Here is a 17,755-nt window from a genome sequence, read left to right on the forward strand (position 1 = left end):
CGGGTCCCTTACTCTATTAACTGTCGGTTTCGGTAGGAAAAGCGTGACAGGGGAGGCCTGCACGCGGCACAGCGGCCTTGCTCAGACAGCCGCCGCCGCCGGAACGAGGTCGGTGCGGGAGAAATCATTGCCCTTGAAGAGCAACGGTAAGTCGAGCGTCTTGGCGAGGGCATAGGCCGCGCAATCACCCATATTGAGCGCCGCAGGGTGCCGCCCTTTGCCATAGCGGAGGAAGGCGTGCCGCGCGATACCGGCCTGAGCGTAATCCTGCTCTGCGATCGACACGCGGGTAACGACGAAAAGCTCTTCCAGCAGTACCCAAGACGTTTCGTTACCCATCCGTCCGGCTAAGACGATACTCGTCTCCACGAGGCCCACTGTGGAGAGCAGGCATCCTTCGGCCGCTACCATGATGTTCAGAAAGGAGTTCGCCTCAACGTCTCGGTGGAGTATGGCGATCAGGGCCGAGCTATCGACAACAATCACTCAGCAGGCAGACCATTCTCATCGTACATGTCATCATCCGTGAGGAGAACGCGCCCTCTCAGTTCCTCCGCACTGCGGAGACTGATTGCCTCAGCGGCTTCAAACCGGGCTTGCTGATCCGGAGTGAGCTCCGGCCGCTGGCGGACGCCGCCGATGATGAACTGGACGCCAGCTTCCTCCAGCGCTTGGCGCACTCCGCCCAATGTGGCGGCGGCCACGCGGGCGGAGCCTTCGGCCGCTTCGATGCGCCGTATGGTCACCACCGAAACCTGGGCCCGGCGGGCAAGCTCGTCCTGGTCCAGCCGAAGCAAAGCGCGGGCCGCACGGATTTGCTCTGGCGTGATGATCATGAGTGAAAGCTATCCCACATGAGCGTTTGCTGTCAATAGAACGATATCAAACCGATTTATATGTATAAATGCTATTTTATTACTATTGGGATTGCGCTATCGTTCATTTCGCTACTGAACGCCGGCAGGAAATGCAGGCGCGGAAACAGAAACACCAGGAGGATTGCATGACCCTAAAAACCATACTCGCGTCGACCGCTCTCTGCGCCACCCTCGCGCTCGGCGCCGTGCAGGCTCAGGCCGCGCAGCTCGTCGTCGGCTTTTCGCAGATCGGTTCGGAATCGGGCTGGCGCGCCGCCGAAACCACCGTGACGCGCGAACAAGCCAAGGCGCACGGCGTCACTCTCAAATTCTCTGACGCTCAGCAGAAGCAGGAAAATCAGATCAGCGCCATCCGCGCCTTCATCGCGCAGAATGTCGATGCGATCTTCCTGGCGCCCGTCGTCGCGACCGGTTGGGACCCCGTGCTCAAGGAAGCCAAGGACGCCAATATCCCCGTTATCCTGCTTGATCGCCTGATCGATACCCAGGACCCAAGCCTGTATCTGACCGCCGTCGGCTCCGACGTCGTCCATGAAGGCAATGTCGCCGGCACCTGGCTGGTCGGCGCCGTGGGCACCAAGCCCTGCAATGTCGTCGAAATCCAGGGCACCGTCGGTTCCAGCCCCGCCATCGGCCGCAAGAAGGGCTTCGAGCAGGCGATCGCCGGCCACGACAATATCAAGATCATCCGCAGCCAGACCGGAGACTTCGTGCGTGCGAAGGGCAAGGAAGTGATGGAAAGCTTCATCAAGGCGGAAGATAACGGCAAGAATATCTGCGCCGTCTTCGCGCATAACGACGACATGGTCGTGGGCGCCATCCAGGCCATCAAGGAAGCCGGCCTCAAGCCGGGCAAGGACATCCTTGTCGTCTCCATCGACGGTGTGCCCGATATGCTGAAGGCGCAGATGGCCGGTGAGGATAATGCTTCTGTTGAGCTGACGCCCAACATGGCGGGCCCGGCCTTCGACGCGTTGATCGCCTTCAAGGAGCACGGCACCATTCCGCCGCACTTCATCCAGACCAAGTCCAAGCTGCTGCTGCCCGCCGATGCCCAGGCAGAATACGACGAAAAGAAGAATCTCGGCTACTGATCTGGCGCTTTGCTATCTCCGCGGGGCGAATATCGCCCCGCGTGAGACTCTATGAACATCGTGACTGGCTATGATGGGAGGAAGATGGCCATGCCTCTTCTGTCCGCCCGAGGACTGACCAAAACCTTTCCGGGCGTCAAAGCGCTCGATCACGTCGATTTCGATCTTGAGGCGGGCGAAATCCATGCCCTGCTCGGTGAGAACGGCGCCGGAAAATCGACCTTCATCAAACTGGTGACAGGCGTCGCGCAACCGGATGAGGGCGCCGTCACGCTCGGCGGCGTGGACATTCGACCGCAGAATCCGTCTGACGCGCTGCGCCTCGGCATCGGCACGGTGTATCAGGAGGTCAATCTCCTGCCTAATCTCTCGGTCGCCGAAAATCTGTTCATGGGCCGGCAACAGCGCCGCTTCGGCTTGATCGATTTCGCTGCGATGCAGCGTCGATCTGCTGAGATCATGCGAGTCTATGGCATCGACGTCGATGTGCGCGCGCCGCTGTCGGACTATTCCGTGGCGGTGCAGCAATTGGTCGCCATCGCCCGCGCGGTCGATTTCTCGGCCAAGGTTCTCATTCTCGATGAACCGACCGCGAGCCTCGACGCCGGCGAGGTCGCGCATTTGTTCGTGATCATGCGGGATTTGCGGGCACGCGGCATCGGCATCCTGTTCGTCAGTCACTTCCTCGATCAGGTCTACGAAATCTCGGACCGCATTACGGTCTTGCGGAACGGCCGTCTGATCGGCACCAAGGCCACCGCCAGCCTGCCGCGCATGGAACTGGTTTCCATGATGCTCGGCCATGAATTGACCGAGGTCGTGCATCGTGTGAAGGCGCCGCAGAGCGAAGCTGGCGATGCCTTCATCGCCTTCAAAGGCTATGGCCGCCAAGGCTCTATCGCGCCCTTCGACCTGACCATCCGGCGGGGCGAAGTAGTCGGCGTCGCGGGCCTTCTGGGCTCCGGCCGCACCGAGACGGCCAAGCTGATCTTCGGCATCGATCGGGCCGATAGTGGCACCGTCACCATCAATGGCCGCCCGTGTCGCATCGCCAGTCCGCGCGCCGCCATTGCCGCCGGCTTCGCCTATTGCCCGGAGGAGCGGAAGACAGAAGGCATCGTCGGCGATCTTTCGGTACGGGAAAACATCATCCTCGCTTTGCAGGCGCGGCGGGGCTGGCTGAAACCGTTGCGCCGGTCGGAGCAGGACCGCATCGCGAATGAGTTCATCCGTCGCTTGGATATTCGCACGCGCGATGCCGAAACGCCCATCAAGTCCCTGTCGGGCGGCAATCAGCAGAAGGCGCTGCTCGCCCGCTGGCTGGCGACGGAGCCGCAATTCCTCATTCTCGATGAGCCGACACGCGGCATCGATATCGGCGCCCATGCCGAGATCGTCCGCCTGATCGAAGGGCTTTGCGAAAACGGTTTAGCGCTTTTGGTGATTTCCTCCGAGTTGGAGGAGATCGTGACCTATTCGGACCGCGTTCGCGTGCTGCGCGACCGGCGCCATGTCGATGAGTTGTCCGGCGATGCGGTCAGCGTCGGCGGCATTGTCGCCACCATCGCGGCCCCCACCGCCGAGGCTGAGACGCTGCCATGAACCGCCCGAGTTTGAAGAGTAACGCCCTGCGGTCGGTGCGACCCGCAGCGCCGCAAGTCATGGCGCTGATCCTGGTGCTCTGCGCCGACTGGCTGGTGTCGCATCAGTTCTTCAACATTCGCCTGCAGAGCGGCCGGCTGTTCGGCAGCGTCATCGACGTCTTCTATCACGGTGCGCCGGTGGCGTTGCTTGCCATCGGCATGTCCCTGGTCATCGCGACGGGTGGCATCGATCTCTCCGTCGGTGCCATCATGGCGATTTCGGGCGCCTTCGCGGCGGTGCTGATCAACAGCAATGTGCCCCTATGGGAAACCATCGCCCTGGCGCTTGCACTCGGCGGCCTCTGCGGTTTGTGGAACGGCTTCCTGGTGGCCATCATTCGCATCCAGCCGATCGTCGCGACCCTTATCCTGCTGGTCGCGGGGCGCGGCATCGCGCAGCTCATCACCGGTGGTCAGATCGTCACCTTCGACGATGTGCATCTGATCGGGGTAGCGAGTTCCAGCCTTTTGGCCATCCCGCTGCCGATCGTCATCGCGGCGCTCGTGCTGCTCATCACCATCGCCCTCGTGCGATGGACGGCGCTTGGCCTGCTGATCGAGGCGACGGGCGCCAATGCGCTATCAAGTCGCTATGCGGGGGTCGAGACGCGGGTCGTGACGGTCAGCGTCTATGTCTGGTCCGGCCTTTGCGCCGGCATGGCGGGCATTATCGCTGCCGCCGACATTCGCGGCGCGGATGCCAATAATGTCGGCTTATGGACAGAGCTGGATGCCATTCTGGCCGTGGTTCTGGGCGGCGCCTCGCTGCTTGGGGGCCGCTTCGGCCTAGTGCGCAGCGTCATCGGTGCGCTCATCATCCAGGCGATGAACACCGGCATTCTGCTGTCCGGCTTCCAGCCGGAATTCAACCTCATCGTCAAGGCTGTCGTTGTGCTCGTGGTACTTCTGCTCCAGTCGCCGGCCATGCTGCGCGGCATACGCTCCATGCGGCGGAGGGTTGCGTCGTGATCGGCGGCATTCGGGCGCGCCACCTGCCGCTGATCCTGACGGTCCTGATCTTCTGCATCGGCTATGGCGCCTGTGTGGTGCAATACCCGGCCTTCGCGTCCTTCCGGGTCATCGGCAATCTTCTGACCGATAACAGCTTCCTCGGCATTCTCGCCGTGGGCATGACCTTCGTCATCATCTCGGGCGGGATCGACCTTTCGGTCGGCGCCGTGGTCGCTTTCAGCGGCGTCTTTTTGGCCCTCGTCATCCAGAACCTGCATATGCCGCCGCTTCTGGCCTTTGTTTGCGTCTTGATGATCTCGGCGGCCTTTGGCGCCGTGATGGGCGCGATCATCCATTATTTTTCCATTCCGCCCTTTATCGTGACGCTGGCGGGCATGTTCTTCGCGCGCGGATTGAGTTCGGTGCTCACGACCGACTCCATTCCCATCACCGCGCCGCTCTATACCTGGCTGAACGATATCTCGATCCATCTGCCGCATCACGGCCGATTGTCGCTGATCGGCATCGTCATGCTTCTGGTCTTCGTGGTGGGTATCATCATCGCGCATCTCACGCGCTTCGGACGCTCGGTCTATGCGGTGGGCGGCAATCGCCAATCCGCCGAGCTGATGGGCATCAACCTCGCCCGGACGACGATCCTGATCTATACGCTGTCGAGTCTCTGTGCCGGCGTCGCGGGCATCGTCTTTTCCCTCTACACCTCGGCCGGCTATTCCCTGGCGGCCGTCGGCGTCGAACTTGACACCATCGCGGCGGTGGTCATTGGCGGCACGCTTCTCTCGGGCGGCTACGGCTTTGTGGCTGGAACCTTGATCGGTGTGCTCATTCAGGGCCTGATCCAGACCTACATCACCTTCGACGGTACCTTGTCGAGCTGGTGGACCAAGATCATGATTGGTGGCTTGCTGTTCGGCTTCATTCTGTTGCAACGGGTCTTGCTGGCATTGACGAGTAGACGACGTGTCCGCACTGGCCACTGACCGACCGGCTATTCGCAGGCCACGTCGCCGCTCGGCGCATGACATCGTGCTGCGCGGGATCGGCATGGCGATCATGTCGGGCGAATTCGCGGTCGGCACCATCCTGCCCGCCAAACACGACCTCATGCATCGCTTCGGCGTCTCCAACACGCCGTTGCGGGAAGCCTTGCAGACACTTGCAGCCAAGGGTCTGATCGTCGCCAAGACCAAGGTTGGCACACGCGTTCTGGATCAGAGCCACTGGAACATGTTCGACGCCGAAATCCTCGGTTGGCGCTTGCAGGCGGGCGTGGACCGCGACTTCCTCGCGCGGCTATTTGAAATGCGCCAGGCCTTCGAGCCGCTGGCGGCATCCCTCATGGCCGCACGGCGCAGCGACGCACAGATCGCCCGTCTGCGGGAATTGCTGGCCGAGATGGTGCGAGCAGGCACCGATGCGACCGCCTTCGCGGAGGCCGATGTCGCCTTCCATTTTTATATCCTGGAAGCGTCGTCCAATCCCTTTCTGCAATCGATCGGTGCCTTGATCCGAACGGCGCTCGCGGCCTCCTTCGCCATCAGCGCGCCGAACAACGACCGCACGGCGGAAAGCGTGACGCATGCCGAGCATGGCGCCGTGGTGGTAGCGATTGCGGATCGCGATGCGCAGGCGGCGGCGGACGCGATGATCGTGGTGATCCGTCGCGGTTGGACCAATATCCGTGGATCGAGTGACGCGATCATTGCCAATATCGCCATGCGGGATTTCGGACTCTAATTTGCCTCCCTATTCCATGCCCATATTGATATGAGAAACACTCGGAATAGTATTGGTCGCGTATGCCACTTCTGATTAAACCGAGGCTGGACGGGCAAGAATGCCCGCATGAGGGGAATGCCATGACACCGACAAGACGCCGCTTTGGCCAATTGAGCGCCGCCGGATTTGCCGCCAGCCTGACGGCCATTTTCGCGCCTGAAATCGCCGCCGCAGATGCGCCGATCAAGGTTGGCTTCATCGTCAAGATGCCAGAGCAGGCCTGGTTCATCAACGAGCAGGCTGCCGCCGCGACCGCCGGGAAGCAGATGGACGTCATCGTCGTGAAGCTCGCCGGCAGTGACGGCGAAATGGTCATGAGCGCGATCGACAACCTGGCGGCCCAGGGTGCCAAGGGTTTCGTCATCTGCCCGCCGGATGTGAAGCTGGGGCCGGCGATCTACGCGCGCGCCACGGCGCAGAACATGAAGGTGGTCACGGTCGATGACCAGTTCCTCGGCCTCGATGGCAAGCCGATGCCGCAGGTGCCGCATCTGGGCATGTCTGGCTACAAGATCGGCCTTCAGGTCGGCCAGACGATCGTCGCCGAGATGAAGAAGCGCGGCTGGAATCCGTCTGAGGTTGCGGCCCTGCGCATCTCTGACGCGGAACTGCCGACCGCCGTTCAGCGCACCAATGGCGCCACCGACGCGCTGATCGCCGGCGGCTTCGACAAGGCCAATATCTTCGACGCGCCGCAGCGCACGACGGACACCGAAGGCGGGGAGACGGCAGCGAGCCCGGTCTTCGCGCGGCATGCCAACTTTAAGAAATGGGTGATCTACGCCCTGAACGAGGAATCGGTGCTGGGTGGCGTGCGCGCGAGCGAAGCCTTCCATCTTCCGCCGACCGATGTCATCGGCGTTGGCATCAACGGCACCGGCGCAGCCTTCTCGGAATTCTCCAAGCCGACGGCGACGGGTTTCTACGGCACCATCGCCGTGAGTTCGACCATGCATGGTCGCCAGAGCTTTGAGAATCTCGTCGCCTGGATCAAGGACGGCAAGCAGCCGCCGGCGGATACCCAGACCACAGGCCGCTTGATGACCCGTGACAACTGGCAGCAAGTGAAGCAGCAGTTGGGTATATGAGTCTCGCCACCACCGTCGCCGCTCCGGTTTCCGGGGCGGCGGCTCCCTTTCTCTCCCTCAGTGGCATCACGGTCGAGTTTCCCGGCGTGAAGGCGCTGAAGGGCGTGGATCTGGCCGTAGAACGCGGCTCGGTCCATGCCTTGATGGGGGAGAACGGCGCCGGAAAATCAACCTTGCTGAAGGTGCTGAGCGGCGTGAACATTCCCGCCGCCGGTACCATCACGCTGGATGGCCAGACGCTGACATTCCGCTCGGCAGCCGATGCCCTGCAGGCTGGCATAGCCATCATCTACCAGGAACTGCATCTGGTGCCGGCGCTGAGCGTCGCGGAAAACCTGATGCTGGGCCATGTGCCCCGCCACATGGGCTTCGTTGATCGGGGCGCCCTGCGCCGTCAGGTGCTAGGCACACTGCGCGATCTCGGTGAGGATATCGAGCCTGACATGCTGGTGTCCCGCCTCTCCATCGGGCAGCGCCAGATGGTCGAGATCGGCAAGGCGCTGCTGCGCGATGCGCGGGTGATCGCCTTCGATGAGCCGACCAGCAGCCTTTCGGCGCGGGAGATTGAAAACCTCAAGCGCATCATCCGCCGCCTGCGCGATGATGGCCGTGCCATCATCTACGTCACCCACCGCATGGCCGAAGTCTTTGAGATTTGTGATGCCGTCACCGTTTTTCGTGATGGCGCCTGCGTCGCCGTGCACAACACGATGGCGGATGTCGATCAGTCCAGTCTGGTGCGCGAAATGGTCGGCCGCTCGATCGAGGATATATACGGCCATCGCAGCCGGCCTTTCGGCAAGACGCTGCTGGAGGTCGAAGGGCTGATCGGTCCCGGCGTCACCGCGCCCGCGAGCTTCTCGCTGCGTCGCGGGGAGGTGCTGGGTTTCTTCGGCCTCGTCGGTGCCGGTAGAACAGAGTTGATGCGTCTTCTCTGTGGCGCACGCAAGCCGACCGGCGGCCGCGTGCAGCTGGATGGCAAGCCGATGCGCCTCGGCTCGCCGCGCTCCGCTATACGCCAGCGCGTCGCGATGTGCCCTGAGGACCGGAAGTCCGAGGGCATCTTTCCCATTGCCTCGGTCGGCGACAATATCAATGTCAGCGTCCGGCGGCGCATCGCCCTCGGCAGTGTCTTCGTCAACCGGGCGCGGGAAGACGAGACGACCAAGACCTATATCGAGCGTCTGGGCATCCGCACGCCGAGCGGTCGCACCGCCATCCGCAACCTGTCCGGCGGCAATCAGCAAAAGGTCATCCTGGGCCGCTGGCTGGCCGAGACCATCGATCTGCTGGTGCTGGATGAGCCGACGCGCGGTATCGATGTCGGCGCCCGGAGCCAGATCTATGACATCCTCTATACCCTGGCCGAGGAAGGCCGCGGCATTATCGTGGTCTCCAGCGATCTGCCCGAAGTGATGTCGATTTCGGACCGCATCGTCGTCATGCGGGAAGGCCGGATCGTGGGCGAGGTTCTGCGCGATGATGCGACGCCCGAGATGCTGCTCGCCATGGCTCTGCCCCAATAGGGCGCGGCCCTCTCAATCGGAAGCCTGATCATGCAGCCTGTGACCACCGAAGACGTATCTCTCCCGCGCCGGTCCCGTGGCGGCAACGCGCTGCGGCGCGTCATGCAGCAGTCGGGCATCGTGCTCGTCTTCCTCATCCTCGTCGTGCTGTTGGCCGTTCTGGTGCCGGACTTCATGACGCGCGGCAATGTCGTGGGTCTGCTGCTGTCCGTCACGCTCACCGGCACCATCGCCGCGACCATGATGCTGGTGCTGGCCTTGGGGGAGGTCGATCTGTCGGTCGCCTCCACCGTCGCCTTTGCCGGTGTCGTCGCCTCGGTGGCAGCGGATTCACTGGGCGCCCCACTCGGTATCCTCATCGGCGTGCTGGCGGGTGGCGCGGTCGGCTTCTGCAACGGCGTCGTGGTCGCGAAGTTCGGCGTCAACTCCCTCATCGCCACGCTGGCGGCGATGGAGATCGTGCGCGGTCTCGCCTACATCACCTCGGGCGGCGATGCGGTGATGATTTTGGCGCCCGGCTTCTTCAGCCTCGCTTCCTATTCCTTCCTCGGCCTATCCGCGCCGGTTTGGGTCATGTTCGCCTGCTTCGTCGTGTTCGGCATCGTGCTGAACTACACGGTGTTCGGTCGAGACGTCTTGGCGATCGGCGGCAATGTGGAGGCCGCGCGTCTCGCCGGCCTGCCTGTCGATCGCATTCGTATCCTCGTCTTCGTTTTGCAGGGCCTGCTCGCCGGTTTCGCGGGCACGCTGCTCGCGTCGCGCATGGGCTTGGGCGATCCGAAGACCTCGATCGGCCTGGAACTCGGCGTCATTTCCGCTTGCGTCCTGGGCGGTGTGTCACTCTCAGGCGGCATCGCGAGCATATCGGGCGTCGTCGTCGGCGTGCTGATCATGGGCTGCGTGCAGGACGCGATGGGATTGCTGAACGTGCCCACCTTCTACCAATACCTCGTGCGCGGTGGCATTCTGCTGCTCGCGGTTTTGTTCGATCGCTGGAAGACGGGGCGCGCCGCTTCCGTCATTCGATAAAGCAGAGCCGAACTACCCCTGAACGAGACGATGGAGCCCCTATCATGACTGAGGTCACGCGCCGCTACACGGGCATCTTCCCGGTGGTGCCCACCACCTTTGACGAATTCGGCGGCCTCGATCTGCCGAGCCAGCTGCGCTGTGTCGATTTCATGATCGATTGCGGGTCGGACGGGCTGTGCATCCTCGCCAATTTCTCCGAGCAGTTCGTGCTGTCGGATGAGGAGCGGGAGACGCTGACCACCGCCATCCTCAAACATGTCGCGGGCCGGGTGCCGGTCATCGTCACCACCACGCATTACAGCTCGCGCATCTGCGCCGAGCGCAGCAAGCGCGCGCAGGACCAGGGCGCGGCCATGGTCATGATCATGCCGCCCTATCATGGCGCGACCTTCCGCGTGGGCGAACTCGGCATCTTCGACTTCTTCCGGGCAGTGTCCGACGCGATCGAGATTCCGATCATGATTCAGGATGCGCCGGCCGCCGGCACGCCGCTTTCGGCGCCGTTCCTGGCGCGCATGGCGAAGGAGATCGCCCAGGTTTCCTATTTCAAGATCGAGACGGCGAATGCCGCGCAGAAGCTGCGCGACCTCATCCGCCTCGGCGGGGACGCTATCGAAGGTCCGTGGGACGGGGAGGAGGCGATCACCCTTCTCGCCGATCTCGATGCCGGCGCCACCGGGTCGATGACCGCCGGCGCCTATGCCGACGGTCTCCGGCCGATTGTCCATGCCCACCTGGCGGGGGACCGCGAAGCGGCGGTCGAAGGCTATGGCCGCTGGCTGCCGCTGATCAATTACGAGAACCGCCAATGCGGGCTGCTCGCCTGCAAGGCGCTGATGAAGGAGGGTGGCGTCATCGCCTGTGAGGCGCCCCGTCATCCGATCCTGCCCATGTCGCCCGAAACGCGGGCAGGGCTGTTGGATACGGCGCGGCGCCTGGACCCCCTGGTTCTGCGCTGGGGCAAATAGGCCTATACGCCTGCGACGAAGAACGGAGACTGCAGTCATGGATATTCGCGGCGAAATGCTGATCGGCGGGCGCGCCGTGCCCGGCCCGGAACAAGGCTTCGAGGGCTATGACGCCGCGACCGGCGCGGTGCTGGCGCCACGCTTCGGTGGCGCCGGCAAGGATGAGGTCGAGGAAGCCTGCGCCCTGGCGCATGAGGCTTTCCCGACCTATCGCGCCACCAGCCCGGAAGCCCGCGCGAAGTTTCTCGAAACCGTCGCCGAGAAGATCGCGGCCCTGGGCGATGCCCTCACGGATCGCGCCTGCGCCGAAACAGGCCTGCCGCGCCCCCGGATCGAGGGCGAGCGGGGCCGCACCGTCGGCCAGCTTCGCCTGTTCGCGGCCGAACTGCGGGACGGCGGCTGGCAGGAAGCGCGTATCGACCCCGCCATGCCGGATCGCGCGCCGCTTCCGCGCCCCGATCTGCGCCTCCGCAACGTGCCCCTCGGCCCGGTCGCGGTCTTCGGTGCCAGCAACTTTCCGCTCGCCTTCTCCGTCGCGGGCGGTGACACGGCTTCTGCGCTCGCTGCCGGCTGCCCGGTCGTCGTGAAGGGCCATCCTGCCCACCCCGGCACGTCGGAAATGGTCGGCCGCGCCATTCAGGCGGCGGTTGCCGAATGCGACCTGCCCGAGGGCGTCTTCTCCCTACTGTTCGGCGTCGGTGACTGGCTGGGCGGCGCGCTTGTGCGTGACGCCCGCATCAAGGCGGTCGGTTTCACCGGATCGCGGGCCGGTGGGCTGGCTCTGGCGGCCATCGCAGCCGCCCGGCGCGAGCCTATTCCGGTCTATGCGGAAATGAGCAGCATCAACCCTGTCATCCTTCTGCCGGGCGCGCTCGCCGCCAATGGCGCGGCCTTGGGTAAGGCCTTCATCGGCTCGCTGACCATGGGTGCCGGTCAGTTCTGCACGAACCCCGGCCTGCTATTGGCCTCGCCCGGCGCCGGCCTCGATGCCTTCGTGGGCGCCGCCGGCGGTGCGATCCAGGAGGCGGCGGCGGGCGTGATGCTGCATAAGGGCATCCTCGCCGCCTATGAGAAGGGCGTGTCTCATCTGGAGCAGACGCCGGGGGTCGAACCCCTCGGCGCCGGCAAAACGGCCGAGGGTCGCGCGGGCGCGGTGTTCTTCGGCACCGATGCCAAGACCTTCACCAAGACGCCGCATCTGTCGGAGGAGGTTTTTGGCTCGGCCGGCCTGCTCGTGAAATACAGTGATTTCGACGGCCTGCTGTCCCTGCTGGACAGTCTGGAGGGTCAGCTCACCATCACCGTCCATATGACGGATGAGGACAAGTCGCTGTTGTCTGAGCTGCTGCCGGTGTTGGAGGAGAAGGCCGGCCGCATTCTGATCAACGGCTGGCCGACGGGCGTGGAAGTGGCTCATGCCATGGTCCATGGCGGGCCGTTCCCGGCGACCTCCGACAGTCGCACGACCTCGGTCGGCACGCTCGCCATTCGTCGGTTCCTGCGGCCGGTCTGCTACCAGAACGTGCCCGAAGGCCTGCTGCCGGATGCTTTGCGCGATTCCAATCCGCAGGGTCTATGGCGCCGGATCGACGGCAAGATGGTCGCGCCGAAGTAGTTCACGCCACCATCGTCATCCTCGGCGAAGGCCGAGGATCCACGGCTTCCTTCGTGATGCTCCACCGGAGCAAGTCGTGGATGGTCGGCCTTCGCCGACCATGACGGGTGGCTATCCCGCCGACACATCCCCCGCGATGCGCGCGCGGATATCCGGCGGGATCGCCGTCGCAAGCCGGCGCATCTGCCGCCGCGTCTCGTAAAGCTGGTCGAGCAGCGACAGCACCACGGGTAAGGCCACCTCATCCACGCCCAGATCGTCCCGCAATTCCACGATCAGCCGCAAACGCGCGACGTCGATGTCATCGAAACGATAGTGGCCGGGCTCGCCGTCCGGCCGCACCCAGGCATTATCGATCCACCGCCGCAAATCCTCAGGCTGCACGCCACTGACGGTGCGGGTCACCATTTCGATCGTGATCATGACGGCTCCATCATGCCCGCGCGGGGGTCGAAGCTGTGTTGGGTGGACCATTCGCGCAGGAAGGTTTCGAGCGCCTCATCGGCATCGATCAGCACCACCTTCAGCGTGATGTATTCGTCGCCGGCCTGCGCGCCGCCATGCGCCGGCACGCCACGCCCGCGCAGCCGTAGCACGGCGCCGGTGTCGGAATGCTTTGGGATCGTCATGGCTACGGCACCCGTGGGCGTCGGCACCGAAATCTTGCCGCCGAGCACGGCCTCGGACAGGCTCACCGGCAGATCAAGATGGATGTCACGTCCCTCCCGCCGGAAGAAGCGGTGCGGGTTGATGTGAATTTCGATCAGCGCATCCCCGGCAGGGCCCCCGTTGCGGCCTGGGTTGCCCTTGCCCTTGAGGCGCATGGTCTGCCCCTCCTCAATGCCGGGGGGAATCTTCACGTCCAGGCTCTTGCCGTCCGGCAGCGTAATGCGCTTCGTGGTGCCGGCAACCGCATCCAGAAAATCGATCGTCAGCGTATAGCCCGCGTCGCGGCCCCGCCGGGGTGCATTGCTGGCGGCCTCGCGCTGCGCGAACAGATCCTCGAACAAATCGCCGAAATCCCCCTCCGGCATCTCCGCCCCCTGGCGATACCGGCCGCCCCGCTCACCCTCCGCATAGCCGCGATAGGATGGCCGTTCGGGCCGTGCCTCCCCGCTGGCATCGATCTCCCCGCGATCATATTTCGCGCGCTTTTCGGTGTCGCTCAGGATGTCATAGGCCGAGGCGACCGCCTTGAAGCGATCCTCCGCCACCTTATTGCCGGGGTTGAGGTCAGGATGATGCTGCTTCGCCAAGCGCCGATAGGCTGTGCGGATGTCATCCGCCTTGGCATCGCGCGGCACCCCGAGGGTTTGATAGAGATCCGTCGTCGCCATGTGCATTCCTTAGCCAGTGCCCAAAACTATCAGGCGGACGGATCCATCGCCACCCTCGGGCACCGGGGCGACAATGTCACAGGATCGTCGCGCTCGGTTGACCTCGATCAAGCCGGCCGCCCCCACCTAGGTGATACACAGGCGCTGTCTTTGAAGGAGTCATTGATGCCGGACGCCATCCTGATCCTCAATGCCGGCTCCTCCAGCCTGAAATTCGCGCTCTTTGAAATCGCTGAGGAGACGCCGGCCAAGGGCATCGCGCGCGGCGCGATCGATGGCATCGGCACCGCGCCTCATTTTGTGGCGCACAACACCCAGGGCGCGGTTATCGGCGACGAACATTGGGATGCCGGCCAGGACCACGAGGCGCTGATCGGCGGCTTGCTCGACTGGGCCGAGGGTCATCTCGGCAAGGACACCCTCGTCGCCGCCGGCCATCGCGTGGTCCATGGCGGGCGGGACTTCACCGCGCCCGTTCGCATCGATGATGCGGTGCTGACGGCGCTGACGGCCCTGACCCCGCTCGCCCCTTTGCATCAGCCGCATAGCCTTTCGCCGGTGCGCGCCATTATGGCCGCCCGGCCCGGACTGCCGCAGGTGGCGTGCTTCGACACCGCCTTCCATCACGCCATGCCGGCCGTCGCCGCTCGCTACGCGCTTCCCCGCGCCTATGAGGATGAGGGCGTTCGCCGCTACGGCTTCCACGGCCTGTCCTATGAGTTCATCGAGCGTCAGTTGCGGGAGACGGCGCCCGAACTGGCCCAGGGCCGCGTCATCGTCGCGCATCTCGGCAATGGCGCTAGCCTCTGCGCCATGTCTAACGGCCGCAGCCTGGACACCACCATGGGCTTTACGGCCCTCGACGGCTTGATGATGGGCACGCGCTGCGGCGCGATCGACCCCGGCATCCTGCTCTATATGTTGCAGGAGAAGCGGCTGGACGCCGACGCGATTGAGGACATCCTGTATCGCAAATCCGGCTTGCTCGGCGTCTCCGGTATCTCCGCCGATATGCGGGAACTGGCCGAGAGCGCCGACCCCCACGCGCGGGAAGCGGTGGAGTTGTTCGTCTACATAATCGCACGGGAAGCCGCCGCTCTCGTTTCCTCCCTTGGTGGGCTGGACGGGCTGGTGTTTACCGCCGGTATTGGGGAGCACACGCCCGCCATCCGTCAGGCGATCTGCAAGCGGCTAGAATGGCTCGGCGTCATCCTCGATCCCATTGCCAACGAGGCGCATGCGACCCGCATCAGCACGGCTGAAAGCAGCGTCGAAGTGCGGGTCATTCCGACCGATGAGGAGGCGATGATCCTCCGTCATACGATTGAGACTTTGAAGTTAGGAACAGTCTGAATGAATAGCATGAGCAAGACCGGCATGGATAATCGCCCGGTCGAAACAGTCGACGGCCCGCTTTCGCCTGAACTCGTGGCGACGATGAACAAGTGGTGGCGTATCGCCAATTACCTGTCCGTCGGCCAGATCTACCTGCTCGACAATCCGCTGCTGCGCACGCCACTGGTGAAGGAGGATGTGAAGCCGCGTCTACTCGGCCATTGGGGCACGACGGCGGGATTGAACTTCCTCTATCTCCACCTCAATCGCATCATTCGCGCGCGGGACGTGTCGGTGCTCTTCGTCGCGGGTCCCGGCCATGGCGCACCCGGCGTTGTTGCCAGCACCTGGCTCGATGGAACCTATAGCGAAATCTATCCCGCCGTGTCCCGCGATACGGACGGTCTGCGTCACCTGTTCCGCCAATTCTCCTTCCCTGGCGGCATTCCAAGCCATGCGGCGCCCGACACCCCCGGCTCGATCCACGAAGGTGGCGAACTCGGCTATTCCATCTCTCATGCCTATGGCGCGGCCTTCGACAATCCTGACCTGATCGTCGCCTGCGTCGTGGGTGACGGCGAGGCCGAGACCGGCCCTCTCGCGACATCCTGGCATAGCAACAAGTTCCTCAATCCCGTCAGCGATGGCGCGGTGCTGCCGATTCTTCATCTGAACGGCTACAAGATCGCCAACCCGACCGTGCTCGCGCGGATTCCACATGCCGAGCTGGAGTCACTCATGCGCGGCTATGGCTATGACCCCATCTTCGTGGAAGGGCATGAGCCCGGCGCGATGCATCAGGCCATGGCGGCGGCCTTCGACACGGCTTTCGACAAGATCGCGGCCATTCAAAAGGCGGCCCGCGAGGGTGGCGAAACCGCACGGCCCTGCTGGCCGATGATCGTCATGAAGAGCCCCAAGGGCTGGACCGGCCCCAAGACCGTGGACGGCAAACCCGCAGAGGGCAACTGGCGTTCGCATCAGGTGCCCTTCGCGAATATGGACAAGCCGGGTCACCTCGAACTTCTCGGGGACTGGATGCACAGCTATCACGTTGAGGAGTTGTTCGACGAAAAGGGCGACATCCTTCCCGAGATCGCGGCCCTGGCGCCGATTGGCGAACGCCGCATGAGCGCCAATCCCCATGCCAATGGCGGCGTGCTCAAACGCCCGCTGCGGATGCCGGATTATACAAAATACGCCGTCGATGTGCCCGCGCCAGGCCAGGTGGAGGGTGAGGCGACGAAGGTGATGGGCGTCTTTTTGCGGGACGTTATGGCCGCGAACGCCGAGTCACGGAACTTCCGGGTCTGGTCACCGGATGAGAACAATTCCAACCGTCTCGACGCTGTGCTCGAAGTCACCAACCGCGCCTGGGACGCCGAGACCGTTGCGGATGACGATCGTCTTGCGGCCGACGGACGGGTGATGGAGATTCTCAGTGAGCATACCTGCCAGGGTTGGCTGGAAGGCTATTTGCTCACCGGCCGGCACGGGCTGTTTTCCTGCTACGAAGCCTTCATCCACCTCGTCGATTCCATGGTCAACCAGCATGCGAAATGGCTGAAATCCTCGCGTGAAATCCCCTGGCGTCGCCCGATCGCTTCGATGAACTACCTGTTGACCTCGCATGTCTGGCGCCAGGATCACAACGGCTTCAGCCATCAGGATCCGGGCTTCATCGACCATATCATCAACAAGAAGGCCGATGTCGCGCGCGTCTATCTGCCGCCAGATGCCAATACGCTGTTGTGGGTGACCGATCATTGCCTGCGCAGCTTCGACCGCATCAATGTCATCGTGGCCGGCAAGCAGCCGGAGGCGCAGTGGCTAAGCATGGATGCCGCGATCAAGCATTGCAGCCAGGGCATCGGCATTTGGGAATGGGCGAGTAACGACAAGGACGGCGAGCCGGACGTCGTTTTGGCCTGTTGTGGCGACGTGCCGACGATCGAAGTGCTCGCGACCGTCACGCTGCTGCGCGAATACCTTCCGCAGTTGAAAGTGCGGGTGATCAACGTCGTCGATCTCATGACGCTGCAACCCAAGGCGCAGCACCCACACGGGCTTTCGGACGCGGATTTCAACGCCCTGTTCACGGCGGACAAGCCCGTGCTGTTCGCCTTCCACGGCTACCCGGCGGTGATCCATCGTCTGGTCTACAAGCGCCCCAACCACAGCAACATCCATGTGCGCGGCTTCATCGAAGAGGGAACCACCACGACCCCCTTCGACATGGTGGTGCGCAATCTGCTCGACCGGTTTCACTTGTTTGACGATGTCATCAACAACGTGCCGAGCCTGGGCGCCAAGGCCGTCTATGCCAAGCAGGCGATCCGCGACAAGTTGGTCGAGCACGGCCGCTACATCGTGGCCCATGGCAAGGACATGCCGGAAGTCGCGGATTGGAAGTGGGAGCCGGCGGAGTAGGCACCGCACATCATCGCGCATCGTAGGGCGGATAAGCGCAGCGTCATCCGCCAACGAG

16 protein-coding genes are annotated in these 17,755 nt (G+C 63.6%); 12 read left to right on the forward strand and 4 right to left on the reverse strand.

Features of this window, described 5'->3' with window-relative positions; genetic code table 11:
• Positions 1–81: 81 nt before the first annotated feature.
• Together QP803_RS02880 and QP803_RS02885 are read right to left on the reverse strand one after the other, a co-directional pair.
• Positions 82–486, reverse strand: coding sequence for a type II toxin-antitoxin system VapC family toxin (locus QP803_RS02880; RefSeq protein WP_284946172.1), 405 nt, complete (start codon positions 484–486; stop codon positions 82–84).
• Positions 483–836 carry a helix-turn-helix domain-containing protein gene (locus tag QP803_RS02885; RefSeq protein ID WP_284946173.1) on the reverse strand — a complete coding sequence of 118 codons (354 nt, stop codon included), beginning with the start codon at positions 834–836 and terminating at the stop codon, positions 483–485. The genes QP803_RS02880 and QP803_RS02885 overlap by 4 nt, the downstream gene beginning before the upstream one ends.
• A 167-nt stretch (positions 837–1,003) precedes the next feature.
• Between QP803_RS02885 and ytfQ the strand changes: the two genes are divergently transcribed.
• From ytfQ to QP803_RS02935, 10 genes are all read left to right on the forward strand, one after another.
• Positions 1,004–1,972: a galactofuranose ABC transporter, galactofuranose-binding protein YtfQ gene (gene ytfQ / locus QP803_RS02890; protein WP_284946174.1), complete on the forward strand. Its 969-nt coding sequence runs from the start codon at positions 1,004–1,006 to the stop codon at positions 1,970–1,972.
• A gap of 90 nt (positions 1,973–2,062) precedes the next feature.
• Positions 2,063–3,574, forward strand: a complete 1,512-nt coding sequence (locus QP803_RS02895) for a sugar ABC transporter ATP-binding protein (protein ID WP_350356058.1) — start codon at positions 2,063–2,065, stop codon at positions 3,572–3,574.
• The gene (locus tag QP803_RS02900) at positions 3,571–4,584 is read left to right on the forward strand and encodes an ABC transporter permease (RefSeq protein WP_284946176.1); all 1,014 of its coding nucleotides are present in this window, start codon (positions 3,571–3,573) and stop codon (positions 4,582–4,584) included. The genes QP803_RS02895 and QP803_RS02900 overlap by 4 nt, the downstream gene beginning before the upstream one ends.
• Entirely contained in the window at positions 4,581–5,567 is a 987-nt protein-coding gene (yjfF, locus tag QP803_RS02905) for a galactofuranose ABC transporter, permease protein YjfF (RefSeq protein ID WP_284946177.1), read from the forward strand. The genes QP803_RS02900 and yjfF overlap by 4 nt, the downstream gene beginning before the upstream one ends.
• Entirely contained in the window at positions 5,548–6,324 is a 777-nt protein-coding gene (locus tag QP803_RS02910) for a FadR/GntR family transcriptional regulator (RefSeq protein ID WP_284946178.1), read from the forward strand. The genes yjfF and QP803_RS02910 overlap by 20 nt, the downstream gene beginning before the upstream one ends.
• A 122-nt stretch (positions 6,325–6,446) precedes the next feature.
• The gene (locus tag QP803_RS02915; RefSeq protein WP_284946179.1) at positions 6,447–7,454 is read left to right on the forward strand and encodes an arabinose ABC transporter substrate-binding protein; all 1,008 of its coding nucleotides are present in this window, start codon (positions 6,447–6,449) and stop codon (positions 7,452–7,454) included.
• Positions 7,451–8,980 carry an L-arabinose ABC transporter ATP-binding protein AraG gene (araG, locus tag QP803_RS02920; protein ID WP_284946180.1) on the forward strand — a complete coding sequence of 510 codons (1,530 nt, stop codon included), beginning with the start codon at positions 7,451–7,453 and terminating at the stop codon, positions 8,978–8,980. Before QP803_RS02915 ends, araG begins: the two co-directional genes overlap by 4 nt.
• Before the next feature lie 30 nt (positions 8,981–9,010).
• The gene (araH, locus tag QP803_RS02925; RefSeq protein ID WP_284946181.1) at positions 9,011–10,009 is read left to right on the forward strand and encodes an L-arabinose ABC transporter permease AraH; all 999 of its coding nucleotides are present in this window, start codon (positions 9,011–9,013) and stop codon (positions 10,007–10,009) included.
• 44 nt (positions 10,010–10,053) lie between these two features.
• Positions 10,054–10,980 (forward strand): dihydrodipicolinate synthase family protein, encoded by a 927-nt coding sequence (locus QP803_RS02930; RefSeq protein ID WP_284946182.1) that lies wholly within the window; start codon positions 10,054–10,056, stop codon positions 10,978–10,980.
• Between the two features lie 37 nt (positions 10,981–11,017).
• A complete protein-coding gene (locus QP803_RS02935) occupies positions 11,018–12,595 on the forward strand; it encodes an aldehyde dehydrogenase (NADP(+)) (RefSeq protein ID WP_284946183.1) in 1,578 nt (525 codons plus the stop codon).
• Positions 12,596–12,706: 111 nt separating this feature from the next.
• Here the strand turns inward: QP803_RS02935 and QP803_RS02940 are convergent, their stop codons facing one another.
• Positions 12,707–13,018 (reverse strand): chaperone modulator CbpM, encoded by a 312-nt coding sequence (locus tag QP803_RS02940; RefSeq protein WP_284946184.1) that lies wholly within the window; start codon positions 13,016–13,018, stop codon positions 12,707–12,709.
• A complete protein-coding gene (locus QP803_RS02945) occupies positions 13,015–13,932 on the reverse strand; it encodes a DnaJ C-terminal domain-containing protein (protein ID WP_284946185.1) in 918 nt (305 codons plus the stop codon). The genes QP803_RS02940 and QP803_RS02945 overlap by 4 nt, the downstream gene beginning before the upstream one ends.
• Positions 13,933–14,097: 165 nt before the next feature.
• Here QP803_RS02945 and QP803_RS02950 point away from each other — a divergent pair, with 165 nt between their 5' ends.
• Complete coding sequence (locus tag QP803_RS02950) at positions 14,098–15,285, forward strand: acetate/propionate family kinase (RefSeq protein WP_284946186.1); 1,188 nt, start codon at positions 14,098–14,100, stop codon at positions 15,283–15,285.
• Positions 15,286–17,697, forward strand: a complete 2,412-nt coding sequence (locus QP803_RS02955) for a phosphoketolase family protein (RefSeq protein ID WP_284946187.1) — start codon at positions 15,286–15,288, stop codon at positions 17,695–17,697. It abuts the gene before it with no gap.
• Positions 17,698–17,755 lie beyond the last annotated feature (58 nt).

It is taken from the genome of Acidisoma sp. PAMC 29798, assembly GCF_030252425.1.
GTDB classification, from domain to species: Bacteria; Pseudomonadota; Alphaproteobacteria; order Acetobacterales; family Acetobacteraceae; genus Acidisoma; species Acidisoma cladoniae.

What these genes read in the sequence shown, in the direction of transcription:
- QP803_RS02885 (WP_284946173.1), bottom strand. Translation starts at nt 836, where the DNA reads ATGATCATCACGCCAGAGCAAATCCGTGCGGCCCGCGCTTTGCTTCGG.
- ytfQ (WP_284946174.1), top strand. Translation starts at nt 1,004, where the DNA reads ATGACCCTAAAAACCATACTCGCGTCGACCGCTCTCTGCGCCACCCTC.
- QP803_RS02895 (WP_350356058.1), top strand. Translation starts at nt 2,063, where the DNA reads ATGCCTCTTCTGTCCGCCCGAGGACTGACCAAAACCTTTCCGGGCGTC.
- QP803_RS02900 (WP_284946176.1), top strand. Translation starts at nt 3,571, where the DNA reads ATGAACCGCCCGAGTTTGAAGAGTAACGCCCTGCGGTCGGTGCGACCC.
- QP803_RS02915 (WP_284946179.1), top strand. Translation starts at nt 6,447, where the DNA reads ATGACACCGACAAGACGCCGCTTTGGCCAATTGAGCGCCGCCGGATTT.
- araG (WP_284946180.1), top strand. Translation starts at nt 7,451, where the DNA reads ATGAGTCTCGCCACCACCGTCGCCGCTCCGGTTTCCGGGGCGGCGGCT.
- araH (WP_284946181.1), top strand. Translation starts at nt 9,011, where the DNA reads ATGCAGCCTGTGACCACCGAAGACGTATCTCTCCCGCGCCGGTCCCGT.
- QP803_RS02930 (WP_284946182.1), top strand. Translation starts at nt 10,054, where the DNA reads ATGACTGAGGTCACGCGCCGCTACACGGGCATCTTCCCGGTGGTGCCC.
- QP803_RS02935 (WP_284946183.1), top strand. Translation starts at nt 11,018, where the DNA reads ATGGATATTCGCGGCGAAATGCTGATCGGCGGGCGCGCCGTGCCCGGC.
- QP803_RS02940 (WP_284946184.1), bottom strand. Translation starts at nt 13,018, where the DNA reads ATGATCACGATCGAAATGGTGACCCGCACCGTCAGTGGCGTGCAGCCT.
- QP803_RS02945 (WP_284946185.1), bottom strand. Translation starts at nt 13,932, where the DNA reads ATGGCGACGACGGATCTCTATCAAACCCTCGGGGTGCCGCGCGATGCC.
- QP803_RS02950 (WP_284946186.1), top strand. Translation starts at nt 14,098, where the DNA reads ATGCCGGACGCCATCCTGATCCTCAATGCCGGCTCCTCCAGCCTGAAA.
- QP803_RS02955 (WP_284946187.1), top strand. Translation starts at nt 15,286, where the DNA reads ATGAATAGCATGAGCAAGACCGGCATGGATAATCGCCCGGTCGAAACA.